13 protein-coding genes and 1 pseudogene are annotated in these 14,119 nt (G+C 63.7%); 4 read left to right on the forward strand and 10 right to left on the reverse strand.

The window, feature by feature from the left end:
- Positions 1-72: 72 nt before the first annotated feature.
- Genes ASC86_RS07365 through ASC86_RS07385 form a run of 5 tightly spaced genes read right to left on the reverse strand, consistent with a single transcriptional unit; the run spans position 73 to position 6,497 of the window.
- Complete coding sequence (locus ASC86_RS07365) at positions 73-1,512, reverse strand: aldehyde dehydrogenase family protein (RefSeq protein ID WP_056318543.1); 1,440 nt, start codon at positions 1,510-1,512, stop codon at positions 73-75.
- Between the two features lie 7 nt (positions 1,513-1,519).
- Entirely contained in the window at positions 1,520-3,142 is a 1,623-nt protein-coding gene (locus ASC86_RS07370) for a 5-guanidino-2-oxopentanoate decarboxylase (protein ID WP_056318544.1), read from the reverse strand.
- Positions 3,143-3,146: 4 nt separating this feature from the next.
- Positions 3,147-4,100 carry an agmatinase gene (gene speB, locus ASC86_RS07375; RefSeq protein ID WP_056318554.1) on the reverse strand — a complete coding sequence of 318 codons (954 nt, stop codon included), beginning with the start codon at positions 4,098-4,100 and terminating at the stop codon, positions 3,147-3,149.
- A gap of 34 nt (positions 4,101-4,134) precedes the next feature.
- Entirely contained in the window at positions 4,135-5,010 is an 876-nt protein-coding gene (locus ASC86_RS07380; RefSeq protein ID WP_056318557.1) for a universal stress protein, read from the reverse strand.
- Complete coding sequence (locus ASC86_RS07385; protein ID WP_056318561.1) at positions 5,007-6,497, reverse strand: amino acid permease; 1,491 nt, start codon at positions 6,495-6,497, stop codon at positions 5,007-5,009. The genes ASC86_RS07380 and ASC86_RS07385 overlap by 4 nt, the downstream gene beginning before the upstream one ends.
- A gap of 303 nt (positions 6,498-6,800) precedes the next feature.
- Between ASC86_RS07385 and ASC86_RS07390 the strand changes: the two genes are divergently transcribed.
- From ASC86_RS07390 to ASC86_RS07405, 4 genes and pseudogenes are all read left to right on the forward strand, one after another.
- Positions 6,801-7,346, forward strand: a complete 546-nt coding sequence (locus ASC86_RS07390; protein ID WP_056318564.1) for an Lrp/AsnC family transcriptional regulator — start codon at positions 6,801-6,803, stop codon at positions 7,344-7,346.
- A gap of 21 nt (positions 7,347-7,367) precedes the next feature.
- A complete protein-coding gene (locus tag ASC86_RS07395) occupies positions 7,368-8,276 on the forward strand; it encodes a carbon-nitrogen hydrolase family protein (protein WP_200943786.1) in 909 nt (302 codons plus the stop codon).
- Between the two features lie 198 nt (positions 8,277-8,474).
- Positions 8,475-8,681 (forward strand): annotated as a pseudogene (locus ASC86_RS07400) (IS481 family transposase); the annotation flags it as partial.
- Positions 8,671-8,931, forward strand: coding sequence for a TetR family transcriptional regulator C-terminal domain-containing protein (locus ASC86_RS07405; protein ID WP_056318567.1), 261 nt, complete (start codon positions 8,671-8,673; stop codon positions 8,929-8,931). The pseudogene ASC86_RS07400 and the gene ASC86_RS07405, both read left to right, overlap by 11 nt.
- A 29-nt stretch (positions 8,932-8,960) precedes the next feature.
- On the opposite strand, the gene ASC86_RS07410 is transcribed toward ASC86_RS07405, so the two are convergent.
- Genes ASC86_RS07410 through ASC86_RS07430 form a run of 5 tightly spaced genes read right to left on the reverse strand, consistent with a single transcriptional unit; the run spans position 8,961 to position 14,097 of the window.
- On the reverse strand, positions 8,961-10,286 hold the full coding sequence (locus tag ASC86_RS07410) for an amidase (protein WP_056318570.1): 1,326 nt from the start codon (positions 10,284-10,286) through the stop codon (positions 8,961-8,963).
- A 2-nt stretch (positions 10,287-10,288) separates the two neighbouring features.
- A complete protein-coding gene (locus tag ASC86_RS07415) occupies positions 10,289-11,320 on the reverse strand; it encodes a P1 family peptidase (RefSeq protein ID WP_056318573.1) in 1,032 nt (343 codons plus the stop codon).
- A gap of 28 nt (positions 11,321-11,348) precedes the next feature.
- Positions 11,349-12,092 (reverse strand): amino acid ABC transporter ATP-binding protein, encoded by a 744-nt coding sequence (locus ASC86_RS07420; RefSeq protein WP_056318576.1) that lies wholly within the window; start codon positions 12,090-12,092, stop codon positions 11,349-11,351.
- Between the two features lie 18 nt (positions 12,093-12,110).
- Entirely contained in the window at positions 12,111-13,220 is a 1,110-nt protein-coding gene (locus ASC86_RS07425; protein WP_056318579.1) for an amino acid ABC transporter permease, read from the reverse strand.
- A gap of 16 nt (positions 13,221-13,236) precedes the next feature.
- Complete coding sequence (locus ASC86_RS07430; protein WP_056318581.1) at positions 13,237-14,097, reverse strand: ABC transporter substrate-binding protein; 861 nt, start codon at positions 14,095-14,097, stop codon at positions 13,237-13,239.
- Between the last annotated feature and the right edge of the window lie 22 nt (positions 14,098-14,119).

Raw genomic sequence — 14,119 nt, forward strand, 5'->3', positions numbered from 1 at the left:
CGCTTGCCGCGCTTCTTCTCTTTCTTTTTGTCTTTCTTCTTCTTCGACATGCCCCCCGGTCCGTCGTTTGCGTCAGCGTTTCAGGCGTGACGTGACATGCTTCACTTCCAGATAGGACGACATTCCCCACGGCCCGAGTTCCCGGCCGATGCCGCTCGCCTTGAAGCCACCCCAGGATGTCTGCACGAAGATCGCCTGCGGGCTGTTGATCCAGACATGGCCGGCCTCGATGGCATCGGCGACGCGATTGGCCTGCACGTCGTCGCCACAGACGACGGTGGCGACGAGGCCGAAATCGCAATCATTGGCGAGGGCGACCGCCTCGTCTTCGGTCTCGAAGGTGCGCATGCAGAGCACCGGCCCGAAAATCTCCTCGCGCCACAGCGCGCTGGTCGTCGGCACGTCGGCAAAGATCGTCGGTTCGACGAACCAGCCGTCGCCGGCCGGCTTGCCGCCGCCAGTCACAAGCGTCAGGCCTTCCGCCTTGCCGCGCTCGATATAGGCGAGCACCTTGTCCTGCTGCGCTTTCATGGTGATCGGGCCGATTTCGGTCGCCTCGTCCAGCGGGTCGCCGGGCTTCAGCGCGCGGGCCTTGGCGATCACGGCTTCCATCAGGCGCGGGGCCAGCGATTTTTCCACCAGCAGCCGCGAGGTCGCCGAGCACATCTGCCCGGCATTGAAGAAGATGCCGCCGAGCACGCATTCCACCGCCTCGTCGAAATCGGCGTTTTCGAAGACGACGATCGGCGACTTGCCGCCAAGCTCGAGGCTCACCGATTTGACGCCCGGCGCCCCGGCGGCCATGACCCGCGCGCCAACGGCGTTCGAGCCGGTGAAGGAAACCTTGGCGACGTCCGGATGGGTCGTCATCGGCGCGCCGACGCGCTCGCCGGTGCCGGTGACGATGTTGAGTACGCCGGCCGGCAGGCCGACTTCCTCGGCAATGGCGCCGAGTTCGAGTTCCACGACCGGGGTGATTTCCGAAGGCTTCAGGACCACCGTGCAGCCGGCCGCAAGCGCCGGCGCCACTTTCCACGAGGTCGTCACCAGCGGAAAATTCCACGGCACGATCAGGCTTCCCACGCCCGCCGGCTCCTGGCGCAGCCGGGCATGAAAACCGTCGTCGGGCAGCGCCACCTCGGCGTCCTGCCGGTTCTGCAGGACGATGGCCTGCTCGGCGTAGTAGGCGAAGGATGCGGCGGCATCGGAAAGGTCGATGCGCGCCTCGGCGATCGGCTTGCCGTTGTTGCGGGAGGAGAGGCGCGCCAGTTCCTCGGCGCGCTCCTGCAGTTTTACGGCGATTGCTCCGAGATAGTGGGCACGTTCGCGACCGCCGGCATCACGCCAGCCGGGAAACGCGGCCTTGGCGGCAGCGACCGCCTTGTCCACATCGGCGGGGCCGCCTGCCGCGACCGCGTGATAGGTGGTGCCGCGATAGGGATCGAAGACGGGGATGCTGCCCGGTTCGACCGGGTCCTGCCAGCGGCCGTCGATAAAGAGCTGGTTTCGCATCGCCGCCTCACGCCGCCAGGGTTTCGGCGAGCGGAGAGCCCGCCCGGATTTCGATCACGGTCGGCACCTTGCGAGTGGTCGAAGCTTTCAGCTCGGCTTCCAGCTCGGCAATCGTAGCCGGCAGCGACGCTTCGCAACCGAGTGCCTTGGCGAGGCCGACGAAATCCGGCGTGAAGATATCGACGCCGATCTGCGGGATATCGCGTTCGGCCATGAACGCCTTTATCTCGCCGTAGCTGCGATTGTTCCAGATGATTACCACGGTTGCGATGCCCGCTTCCGCAGCACTCGCCAGTTCCTGCAGCGAGAACTGCAGCCCGCCATCGCCGATGAGGCAAACGGAAGGCCGTTTCGGCGCGCCGAGTTTCGCCCCAAACGCGGCCGGCAGGCCGTAGCCGAGCGTGCCGTAGCCAGTGGAGGAATTGAAGAACGAGCGCGGCTGCGGCGCCTGGTAGAACTGGTTGACGGCATAGACCGGTTCGGTCTGGTCGCCCGCGACCGTGGCGTCGGGCAGTGTGCGGGTGACGATCTCCATCAGGGCGCCGTGGGTGCGGCAGGCGGGCCACAGCCCGGCCTCGACCGCCTGGCGGATAGCGGCAGCGCGGACCGCCCCTTCGCCAGCCACACGGGCATCGCCCAGCGCCGGCAGCAGAGCGGCGGCGGCGAGCTTCGCGTCGGCTGCGATCGGCACGTCGGCGCGCAGGCCGGTGACGATCTGCGCCGGGTCGATATCGATGCGGATCAGCGGACCGCCGAAGGAAAGCGGCTTGGGCTCGGGATACATTTCCGTCTCGCCGAATTCCGTGCCGATGGCGAGGATCGCGTCGCTGGCCGCCAGCTCGTCGAGCAGCGGCTGCATGCTGAGATTGCCGATCAGGGTCAGCGCATGGCCGGGCTTCAGGACGCCACGGCCGTTGATGGTCATGAACACCGGCGCATCGAGCTTTTCGGCGATGGCGGTGATTTCGGCCGACGCATCGGCGGCGCCGCCGCCGGCAACGATCATCGGACGCTTCGCGCCCTTGAGGATCGCGGCCGCCTTGGCGATGGCAGCCGGGTCCGCCGCGGCGCGACCGGGCAGCGGCCAGGCCTCGGCGGAAAGATGGTCGGCCGGCGCGACGATGACGTCGAGCGGGATTTCGATATGGACCGGGCGCGGGCGCGCCGAGTTGAAGACGGTGAAGGCGCGGGCCATCACCTCGGGAAGCTGCGCGGGATCGAGCAGCGTGTGGCTGAAGGCGGCAACGCCAGCGACGAGATTGCGCTGCGACGGCAGCTCGTGCAGGCGGCCCTGGCCCATGGCCAACTGCTCGCGCGAATTGACGGCGGAGATGACCAGCATCGGCACGGAGTCGGCATAGGCCTGGCCCATGGCGGTGGAGATGTTGGTCATGCCGGGGCCGGTGACGATGAAGCAGACGCCAGGCTTGCCGGTGACGCGAGCATAGCCGTCGGCCATGAAGCCCGCGCCCTGTTCGTGGCGCGGCGTGATATGGCGGATGTTCGTGGCCGGCAGGCCGCGATAGAGTTCGACCGTATGGACGCCGGGAATGCCGAAGATCAGCTCGACGCCGTAGGATTCCAGAAGACGGACGAGATATTCGCCGGTGGTAAGGGAAGTCGCTGCCATTGTTTTATCGCCTCTGGACGCCGGGAAGGACGCAAAGCATTTCGAAGAGGAGGTTCGCGGCGGTGATCGCCGTGTTGCCGGACGGATCGTAGGGCGGGGAGACCTCGACCAGATCGCAGCCGACGAGATTGAGGCCCCAGCAGCCGCGGATGATTTCCAGCGCCTGCATCGTGTTGAGGCCGGCGATCTCCGGCGTGCCGGTGCCGGGCGCGATCGACGGGTCGAGGCTATCGATGTCGAAGGAGAGGTAGACCGGGCGGTCGCCCATCTGCGCGCGGACTTCCTCCATCAGCGGCGCCAGCGATTTGTACCAGCACTCTTCCACCTGCACGACGCGGAAACCCTGCTCGCGCGGCCAGTCGAAATCGTCGGCGGCATAGCCAGTGCCGCGCACGCCGATCTGGATGCAACGCTTGGTATCGAGCACGCCGGCCTCCACCGCGCGGCGGAAGGGCGTGCCGTGGGCGATGGGCTCGCCGAACATGTGCTCGTTGACGTCGGCATGGGCATCGACGTGGATGAGGCCGACGGGGCCGTATTTTTCGGCCATGGCCCGCAGGATCGGGTAAGAAAGCGTGTGGTCGCCACCGAGCGTCAGCGGCTTGCAGCCGTCCTTGATGATGCCGCGATAGGCATCGGTGATGATGTCGACGCATTTCGGCAGGTTGAAGGTATCGATGGCGACGTCGCCGATATCGGCCACCTGCAGGCTGTCGAAGGGGGCGGCGCGCGTCGCCATGTTGTAGGGGCGGATCATGCAGCTCTCGGTGCGGATCTGCCGCGGCCCGAAGCGTGTGCCCGGCCGGTTCGAGGTGCCGATATCCATGGGAATGCCGACGAAGCAGGCATCGAGCCCTTCCGTGGTCGGCTGTGTCGGCAGGCGCATCATGGTGGCGGGGCCGCCGAAGCGCGGCATCTCATTGCCCCCGAGCGGCTGATTGAACGTTCTCGTGGTCATTCTGTCTCCCTCAGGCATGATATTTGCGGTCTTGTTATTCTTCGCCGCGTGGCAGGATCAGGCAGGGCACCGGCGCGTTGTGGACGATCTTGCGGGCGTTCGAGCCGAGGAAGACGCGCAGCAGCGGTCCAAGCTTGCTGGAGCCGAGGACCAGAAGCTCGCCCTCCTGCCAGTCCAGCGACTCGAAGGCTGCCTTCCATGTCGGGCCGTCGGCGATCTCGCCGGAAAGCCCCTGCCTGTCGGCGAGGAGAGCCGTTTGCGCATCCCGCGCCTGTTCGCGCAGCACGTTGGAGACGAACTGCTCCGCGTCGTAGCCGGCGCCTGTCGGGTACATCTGTTTGTCGCGCACCACGAAGGTCACGAGACGAAGCGCCACCGAATATTCCTTCGCCAGTGCGATGCTGCGCGCGACGATGCCGGGCGAGGAGGAGGAGCCGCTGAAGGCGGCGCTCAGCCGATGCACGCGGGTTTCCGGCCCGGCCGAGTAGCCATGCGGCGCTACCGCGATCGGCAAATCCGCCGAGCGCAGGAGTTCAGTGGTCACGCCACCTTCACCGAAGCGGCCGAGCGGCGCGTCTCGCGCCGAGCCGAGCACGAGGCAGTCCGCCCCCACATCCGCAGCGGCCCTGATCAGGCCTTCGCGGGCCGAAGGTGCGGAAACGGCGATGAATTCCGCCGTCACATCTGCGGGAAGCGAGGCCTTCGCCTCGGTCTGGACGGCCGAGGTATGCCGGGCAAGGAAGCTGCCGTATTCACCGTCGACACGTGCCGGCGAAGGGTGGCCCCAGGTGTCGGGCGTCACCGTGCAGGCGACGAGCGTGGCCTTGCAGGAGCGGGCAAGCACGGCGGCCAGAGCCAGCGCTTCCTGCCCGCCCTGGTCGGCGGAAAGTCCGACGAGAAGCTTCATCATGCCACCTCGCCGACGGCATCCGGCTGTTCGAGGCGCGAGTGGCGAGCCGAGTAGCCGAAGTAGACGAGCGCGGCGATGCCGACCCAGACGGCAGTGACGAGATAGACCATCAAGCTGAGCTTGAGGATGAGATAGAGGCAGGCCGTGATGCTGAGCACCGGCAGCACAGGGCCGAACGGCACACGGTAGCCGCGTTGCATGTCGGGTTGGGTATAACGCAGGATGAGCACGCCGGCCGAAACCACGGTAAAGGCGGTCAGCGTGCCCATGCTCGTCAGATCCCAGAGCAGGCCGGATGGAACGAAAGCTGCGATCAGCGACACGAAGATCGCGACGATGATGGTGCAGGCGACCGGTGTCATGCTGCGCGGATCGACCTTGTGGAAGATCGAAGGCAGCAAACCGTCGCGGGAGACCGCGAAGAGAATGCGCGACTGCCCGTAGAGCACGATCAGCGTGACGGAGAAGATCGAGATCACGGCGCCGGCGGCGAGCATGTTTGCCGGCCAGACCGAGCCTGTGATGTTCTGCAGGATGGTGGCGAGACCCGCCTCCTGTCCGTCGAAAGCGCCTGCCGGCTGCACGCCGAGGGCGGCAATGGCGACCAGCACATAGAAGCCGGTGACGATGACCAGCGCCGATATGATGGCGAGCGGCAGGTTGCGCCGCGGGTTGATGACTTCCTCGCCCGCCGTCGAGACGGCGTCGAGACCGACGAAGGTGAAGAAGATCGAGGCCGCCGCCGCCTGCACCCCGCCAAAGCCGCTCTCATTGAAGAAAGGCGTGAAATTGGCGCTGTCGAAGGCGCTGCCGGCAATCACGATGAAGAGCGTTAGAACGGCGAGCTTGACCATGACCATGATGGCATTGGCGCGGGCCGATTCCTTTGCGCCGCGCAGCAGCAGGACGCAGCAGAGCGTGACGAGGATGACGGCCGGTAGATTGATGAGGCCGGAACCTTCCTGAAAGAAGGTCATGGCGAAGGGATTATCGCCGCCAGCCAGGCTGATCGGCCCCTTGGTCATCCAGCCCGGCAGCACGATACCGGTGATGTTGAAGAGCAGCTTTTCCACATATTCGGCCCAGCCGACGGCGACGGCCGCGGCGGAAATGCCGTATTCGAGCACCAGGCAGGCTGCAACGAAGAAGGCGACGCCTTCGCCGAGCGTCGCGTAGGCGTAGGAATAGGAGGAGCCCGAAACCGGGATCATCGAACTCATCTCAGCGTAGCAGAGCGCCGAAAGGCCGGCCGCGACGGCCGCGATGATAAAGGAAATGACCACCGCAGGGCCTGCGACGGGTACCTGCTCACTCAGCACGAAGAAAATACCCGTGCCGATGGTTGCGCCGACGCCGAACATGATCAACTGGAACAGCGTGATCGAGCGACCGAGATGCCCGTGCCCGTCACTTGTGTCCGACGTGTCCGCCATGAGCCGTGCGACCGGCTTTTTGCGCGTAATCTGCTCAAAGATAGACGATGCCATCGTTCCTCCCTCCGATGTCTCCCTTATGTCCGAACTGTAGCGTCGGGCTCGGCAAAGGTGCTGACAATTTTCGCCCCTGTTCCCACATTTACTGCCGCAAGTACGCATCTTTGCGGTAGCTTGTGTCGGGTGTGTCGCAAGGCCGGCCAAGGGCGAAAAACCCGGCCCCGATGGCGTGCTTGACAGAAATCAGCCGTATCCTTAAGGCGCGGTTCGTTGCGCTATTTCAGCTTGTTGCGTACTACGCCTGGGAACATCTGTCGGACGGAAACGCGGACCGATCAGTTTAAAAGGAACGAGCGAATGAAGGATATCGAGGGAGAGATCCGGCTGGACCCTACGGATGTGCGTATCCTGGCCTATCTGCAGGCCAATTCGCGCGTCACCAACCAGGAACTGGCCGAAGCCGTCGGCCTCTCGCCGAGCCCTTGCCTGCAGCGCGTCAAACAGCTCGAGAAGGCAGGCGTCATCATCTGCTATCATATGAGCATCGACCTGACGAAGGTCTGCCGCCATGTCGATGTCATCGCCGCCGTGACGCTGAACAGCCACGGATACGAGGATTTCGAAATCTTCGAGAGCATGGTCGAGAACATGCGCTATGTGGTGGAATGCACCAAGGTCAGCGGCCCGATCGATTATCTCGTGCGCTTCGTTTGCCCCGACATTTCCTCCTACCAGATGCTGTCCGACGAACTTTTGAGGCTCGGCCCCAGAATAGGCAATCTTTCCAGCTACATCGTGCTCAAGTCGAGCAAACCCTACCGCGGTGTCGCCTTGGACGACCTCGTCTCCGCGCTGCCCATGGGGGGCGTAACGGCAAAACCCGGCACGCGCCCCGGCAAATAGCTTCAACGGGATTTCAAATTCATGTCAGGCTCTCTTACCTATGCGGAGGCGACCTCGGCCTCATCCGGTCCGCGCGACAACACCCGCTTCATGATAGCGGGCATTCAGATGTCCGTGCCGATCGGCGGCCGCAACATCGCGGCCATGACGATCCAGATCGAAAAGACCATGGCGCTCTTTCCGGGCACCGACATGATCGTCTTTTCCGAACTCGCCATGCATGGCCCCCTGCATTCCTGCGCCGCCCAGGACCCGCAGGCGGATATCGCCATCTTCCAGGCGCTGGCCGTCAAGCATCGCGTCTGGATCATCCCCGGCAGCTTCTTCGTGCATCGGGACGGCGAGACCTATAACCATGCCGTCGTCATCGATCCGCAGGGCGAGATCGCCGGCCGCTACGACAAGATGTTTCCGTTCCGGCCCTTCGAGGCCGGGGTTGCCGGCGGGACCGAATTCCTGATCTTCGATGTGCCGGATGTCGGCCGCTTCGGCCTTTCGATCTGCTACGACATCTGGTTCCCCGAGACGACGCGCACTTTGACCTCGGCGGGCGTCGAGGTTCTCCTCCACCCCGTGCTGACCGGCACGACGGACCGCAAGGCGGAACTGGCGATCGTGCAGGCGACGGCGGTCATGTTCTCCTGCTACGTCGTCGACGTGAACGGGCTCGACGCGGGCGGCGTCGGCCGTTCGCTGGTCGCGGACCCGACCGGCAACGTCGTGCACCAATGCGGGCAGGTTGCGGAAATCTTCCCGATCAATGTCGATCTCGGTCTGGTGCGTCAGGTCCGCGCGCAGGGCGCCAACGGTCTCGGCCAGGTGCTGAAGTCGTACCGCGACCGCGACGTGGTGTTCTCCACCTATGAGAACAATGGCGCCTCGGCCTATCTCGACAGCCTCGGCCCGCTTGCGCCCATGGCTAAGCGATGATGCCGCGTCCCGTTGCCTGATACGTGTGTGCGCGTGGTCAATTGTTCAGATCGAGTGCTTCTGGCTGCCCCCGCTATCACCGGCCACCTCTATGTCTCGGCAGCTTCCAAGCTAAGTGTTTGATCCCACGGTTTGATGGTGTGATCCTTTCTGCAGAATGGAAGGAAGTACTATGGGACAAGTTCGTCACGGCAGCGCCACGACCAAATGCGCCGCCATCTCGCCGACTTCCTCGCCGCCTACAACTTCGCCCGCAGGCTCAAGACCCTCGGCAGCCTCACACCCTACGAAGTTATCTGCAAGGTCTGGACTTCAGAGCCCGACAGATTCATCCTCGATCCAATCCACCGGATGCCGGGACTGAACACATGCCTGGCTGTCGCTGTGCGGAGAAGTGCCGCGTGAGCCGCAGCTTGCCCGCATCCAGGCCGTCATTCAGGTCCGCATGCATTCCAACCTTCTATCGGCACTCAAACCGGTGCTGCCCGACGAGGAGGCGCGGCAGACGGTGCATCTAATCAGCGCGCTCATCGACGGACTGTGGCTGCGCCTCGGCCTGCATTCCGGCGGCATCCTGCGTGACGAAGCGCTCGCCCTCATGCGTGATTTCATCGACCGCCGGCTACCCGCTGAGACACACGGCAGCCACGATTAACACTAGAAAGCGTCCTGACGCGGCCGCCGCTATGGATGGACAGTGCGCAAACCATCTTCGATCGCTGTGGCCATCTGCAACAGCCGAAAATCCTCACCGCGGCGTGCGTTGATCATCAGCCCGACCCGCGCGCCAGACCCCGACCCTACGGGGATCGACACTGAAGGTTGGCGCGACAGGTTGAACACCGTTGCGTTTCGCGATGCCAGCAGGTCGTAGTCGGCGGGCCATTGTCCGCGCATGGCCGGCATTGTCGCAGCGGTCGGCGCGACGAGGACGTCACAATCGCCCAACAATTCATCCATCTCGCCTGCGAAAACGGCCGACCAGCGCAATGCTCTTTCATAATCGGCTGAGAATATCAGCGATTTGCGGGCGAATTTTTCCCGTGCGCCTGGGCTGAACAGCGCCTCATGCGATGCGAAATCCTCTGCGAACGCGTCGTAGGCTTCGCGAAACAGATAGCCCGTCATATCGAGGCTGTCGGCGATATCGGGCTTGTCCAGTTCGAGCAGTACTGCACCATGGGCCTGCAAGATCCGCAGGCTCTCCTCGATCGTATCGCAAATTCGCGCATCCGCATCGAAGAAGAAGCGTCTGATGACTCCGATCCTCATGCCCTTTACGCCTGTGCTATCAAGCGTCGGGAGATCGAGACCGGCGCTCGCAGCAAAGGTGAGGGCGGCATCGCTCACATTGCGCGTCAAATGTCCTATATGGTCGAGCCGCTTGACCAGCGGGATAACACCGGTGGTCGAGATCGCATCGAAGCTTGGCTTGAAACCCACAATCCCGCAGCAATGGGCGGGAAAGCGGATGGAGCAGGCCGTGTCCGTTCCAAGGGCCGCAAATGCGAGCTTGGCGGCAACGGCGCCTGCCGATCCGCCGCTGGAACCACCAACGTCGAGATCGGGGTCGCGAGGATTGAGGATCGGCCCCCAGAATGGGTTTTCGCCCGTCGTGCCATAGGCGAGTTCGTGCATGCCGACCTTGCCGAGGAGGACCGCACCGCCATCCTTCAGAATCCGTACGACGTCCGCATCCCTCTGCGGCACGTGATTGGCAAACAGTTTCGAGCCGCAGGTCATACGGACCCCCGCGACGGCGATATTGTCCTTGATGGCGATCGGGATGCCGTGCAGCGGACCGCGCCAGCGCCCCTTCGATGCATCCCGGTCGGCTTCTTCCGCAGCTTCGAGAGCAAAATCGGCAGCGATGGTGATGAAAACGTTCAACGTTGGGTTGATAGCTTCGATACGGGCCAGCATATGCTTGGTGAGCGCCACCGAGGTCATCGCGCCGGAGCGCAGAAGCCTTGATATGTCGGCGATGCCGAGATCATGCCAATCCGGCATCGTCAGCTGCCGGCCTTGCGCAGCCAGTCGGCGAGGGACTGCCGCTTCTGGCCCCCGCGGCCGGTCATTGCTTCCGCCGCGCAGAGGGAATTGAGGACCGCTTCCTGCGTCGCTTCAGCGGCTGCCCGGAAAAGCTCGTCGATCCGGTTTTCATTAAGGGCGAAAATCGGCACCAAATCACGTGGTTCATCGTGGTCGAAGGTCACGCCGGTTGAAAAGCCGATGGTGATGTCGCCGCTGCCATGGCCCCAGAAGGCGCCGAGACGGGCGAGACCGGCGGCGCAACGGCGGCTGACGCGATGCAGTTGCCGATGTTCCATCGGAGCGTCTGTCGCCAGCACGATGATGACGGAGCCCTTCTCCGCATCGTCGTCGCGCAGCAGCTTCGGGCGGCGGCCGTCGGGCAGGACGAGGTCGCCCGCCCGGCCGAAATTGGTCAGCGTCAGGATACCCACATGAAAATCCGTGCCATCCAGCTTGAGCCGCCGTGACGACGAGCCGATGCCGCCCTTGAAACCGAAGCAGGTCATACCGGCCCCCGCTCCGACATTGCCCTGTGCAACTTGGTCCTGTGCGTCCGCGAGCGCCAGAAGGGCATGCTCTTCCGTCACGGCCATCGCCTGAATGTCGTTGAGCGGTCCGTCGTTGCATTCGCCGACCGCGGGATTGACGGTCGAGGTTCCGCGGCCGATATCTGGGTTGGCGGCGATGGCCTCGCGGATGAGCGCATTGGCACAGGTGCCGACGCCAAACGTGTTGGTCAGCAGGATCGGGGTTTCCAGCGTGCCGAGTTCGTCGATCTGCACAAGGCCGACGCTCTTGCCGAAGCCGTTGATGACGTCGGATGCGGCAAGCACCTTCTTGCGGTAAAGGTTTCCGGCATGCGGCACGATCGCCGTCACGCCGGTGTTGATGTCGCCGTCGCGCAGCGTGTGGTGGCCGACCCGCACGCCGGGCACATCGGCAATGGTGTTGCGCGCGCCGGTCGGCAGGGTTCCGCAGACGATGCCGAAATCGCGGGCTGTCGGGGTCATGTGATCGGGGTCCTTTCCGGCAGAGGCGTCAGAGACGCCCGGCTTCGATGATGCTCTTCAAGAACGCCTGGGTTCGTTCGCCCTGCGGCTGCCCGAAGATCTGCGACGGCGGTCCCTGTTCGTAGACGACGCCGCCCTGCAGGAAGCAGACCTTGTCGGCGACCTCGCGGGCAAATCCCATCTCGTGCGTGGCAAGCACCATCGTCATGCCCTTTTTCGCCAGATCGCGCACGATGTCGAGAACCTCTGACACGAGTTCAGGGTCGAGCGCAGAGGTGATCTCGTCGAGCAGCAAGAGCGTTGGGTCCATCATCAGGGCGCGGACGATCGCCACGCGCTGCTGCTGGCCGCCGGAAAGCCGGTCGGGATATTCGTCGGCCTTGTGCTCCAGCCCGATGCGGGAAAGAAGTGCGCGGCCCTTTTCAAGGGCTTCCTTCTTCGGCATGCCCAGCACCTTGATCGGTGCGAGCGTGACATTCGCCATCACGCTCATATGCGGAAAGAGGTTGTAGCCCTGAAAGACGATGCCGATTTCGCGGCGCAAGGCGTCGAGATCGACGCCGGGGCCGGTCACCCGGTCGCCGTGCAGGCGGATTTCGCCCTCCTGGATTGTCTCCAGCCTGTTGATGCAGCGCAGCAGCGTGGACTTGCCGCAGCCAGAGGGGCCGATGAGGCACACGACCTCATGTTCCTCGATATCAAGCGAGATGCCGGAGAGAACTTCGAAGACGCCGTAGCGCTTGTATGCCTTGTCTATTTCGACCAGTGCCATTGTATCTGCTCCCTTCCGTTACATTCCTGATCGCATCTTCTTGCGATCCCGCTCGATCAGCCTGTCCACGAAACGGGCCTGGGGGATCGTGATCAGGATAAAGATGATCGCAACCGTGGTGACGGCGGAGAGGTTGAAATGATTGCTGGCGATGATCTTCGACTGGTTGAAGGCGTCGATCGTGCCGATGATCGCGACAAGTGCCGTGTCCTTTTGCAGGCTGATGCAATTGTTCATCAGCGGCGGGATGATGCCGCGCACCGCCTGTGGGACCACGACGTAGCGCATGGTCCTGAAATAGGAGAGGCCTAGCGATCGGGCGGCGGCGACCTGGCTCGGATGGATGCTCTCGATGCCGGCGCGGTAGACTTCCGACGTATAGGCGCCGTAGGTCAGCGTCAGCGCGATGATCGCATAGGCGTTCGACGACAGGTCGCTGAGGAACGGCAGGCCGGTCAGCGGCAGGCCGAAACCGATAAGGTAGATCGTAATGATGGCCGGTAATCCGCGAAATAGATCGCCGTAGATGATGGCGATCGTGCGGATCGGCTTGCCAGCATCGCCGGGCAGCGTGCGCGCGATGGCGACGATGAGGGCCCAGACGAGGATGAGCGAGCCCGAGACGAGGAAAATGAAAACGTTGGTGCCGAAGGCCTTGAGGACCGTCGTGAACGAGATGGCGATCACGGAGACGTCGAAGAACGTCCGGCTGACCGCCGCGTCGTTGACCACCATGAACCAGGCCATGGCGCAGACGATGAGCAGCGCCGCAGCATAGGAAAGAGCCTTCCAGGAGCTATCGGACGATCGTGCGCCGAGTTCGCGGCCCGCATAGATGTCGGCCGATCTCGCCGCCCGCGACGAACCCGAGACAGCACGCCACGCGCCCCAGACCACCATCAGCGGGATCGTTGAAGCGAGGATTGCGACCGCGGTCGAAGCCGTCGCAGGCCAGCCCTGCGCCACCACGAAGTTGCGGATGTAGAGCGCCGTGTAGACGACGACGGCTGATGTGACGAGAGAAAACAGCATGACGCAAAGCGCGCGCCTGCCGTGGGTGCGGACCTGGTTGCGAGCGCGCCATTTGCCGGCGCGCTCCTCCCTGGCTTCGAAAGCCGTTGTGGACATCGGGACTATCCTTGCTTCACGGCTTCCAGGCCGGGATGTCGTCGGGCGATACGCCGCCGTAGGACTCGAGGAGATAGGCTTGTTCAAGCTTCTTGAGCGTGCCGTCGGTCTTCAGCTCTTCGATGATCTTGTCGATGACCGGGCCGCTTTCAGAGCCCTTCTGGTAGATACCGGCGGTCTGGCCGCCGGTCGCGTACTTGCCAACGGTGACGAGCTTGCCGCCGGATGCAGCCACCTGACCGAGAACGACGCCGAGATCGGTCATGACGGCATCGACCTTGCCGGCAGCGGCGGCCGTAAACATCGAGGCAGTATCGTCGAACACGTCGAGGTTCTCGACCTTCAGCGTTTCCTGCAGGAACGGTACCAGCGTCGTTCCGGCCTGGGCGCCGACATGGCTGGTCTTGATGGTCGCTTCGGTGACGCCCGACCCTGCCTTAGCGGCAACCCCGTAATCGGAGGTCATGTAGGGAACCGAGAAATCGACGACCTTCTTGCGCGGTTCGGTGACCGAGATCAGAGCCAGCGCAACGTCGAAATCCTTGTTCTGGCCGGCGACGATGGAATCGAACGAGGCATTGACCAGCTTGACCTTGTCAAGGCCAAGGCGATGAGCGATGTTAACGGCCATGCAGAACTCGTAGCCGTCCTTGATCGTCTCCGGCGTATCACCGTTGAACTGGCCAACCGCCGGGAGATTGATGATGACGGTGAATTGGCCGGGGACCGCCGGAGTAATGGAGGCGCTGCCCTTGGTGCCTGTCAGTGGGCAATCGCCGTAACCTTCGGTGGCGGATGCGGCGCCTGCGGCGCCAACCGTCAGTGTGGTTGCAAGCAGTGCGGCCTTCGCCGTCGCGCGGATACTGAGCTTTTTCATAGTTCCCTTCCTTTATCGTTGT

The sequence above is a fragment of the Rhizobium sp. Root1212 genome, assembly GCF_001424985.1.
GTDB lineage: Bacteria > Pseudomonadota > Alphaproteobacteria > Rhizobiales > Rhizobiaceae > Pararhizobium.

Coding starts and splice junctions, on each gene's coding strand:
- ASC86_RS07365 (WP_056318543.1), bottom strand. CDS start 1,512: ATGCGAAACCAGCTCTTTATCGACGGCCGCTGGCAGGACCCGGTCGAA.
- ASC86_RS07370 (WP_056318544.1), bottom strand. CDS start 3,142: ATGGCAGCGACTTCCCTTACCACCGGCGAATATCTCGTCCGTCTTCTG.
- speB (WP_056318554.1), bottom strand. CDS start 4,100: ATGACCACGAGAACGTTCAATCAGCCGCTCGGGGGCAATGAGATGCCG.
- ASC86_RS07380 (WP_056318557.1), bottom strand. CDS start 5,010: ATGATGAAGCTTCTCGTCGGACTTTCCGCCGACCAGGGCGGGCAGGAA.
- ASC86_RS07385 (WP_056318561.1), bottom strand. CDS start 6,497: ATGGCATCGTCTATCTTTGAGCAGATTACGCGCAAAAAGCCGGTCGCA.
- ASC86_RS07390 (WP_056318564.1), top strand. CDS start 6,801: ATGAAGGATATCGAGGGAGAGATCCGGCTGGACCCTACGGATGTGCGT.
- ASC86_RS07395 (WP_200943786.1), top strand. CDS start 7,368: ATGTCAGGCTCTCTTACCTATGCGGAGGCGACCTCGGCCTCATCCGGT.
- ASC86_RS07410 (WP_056318570.1), bottom strand. CDS start 10,286: ATGCCGGATTGGCATGATCTCGGCATCGCCGACATATCAAGGCTTCTG.
- ASC86_RS07415 (WP_056318573.1), bottom strand. CDS start 11,320: ATGACCCCGACAGCCCGCGATTTCGGCATCGTCTGCGGAACCCTGCCG.
- ASC86_RS07420 (WP_056318576.1), bottom strand. CDS start 12,092: ATGGCACTGGTCGAAATAGACAAGGCATACAAGCGCTACGGCGTCTTC.
- ASC86_RS07425 (WP_056318579.1), bottom strand. CDS start 13,220: ATGTCCACAACGGCTTTCGAAGCCAGGGAGGAGCGCGCCGGCAAATGG.
- ASC86_RS07430 (WP_056318581.1), bottom strand. CDS start 14,097: ATGAAAAAGCTCAGTATCCGCGCGACGGCGAAGGCCGCACTGCTTGCA.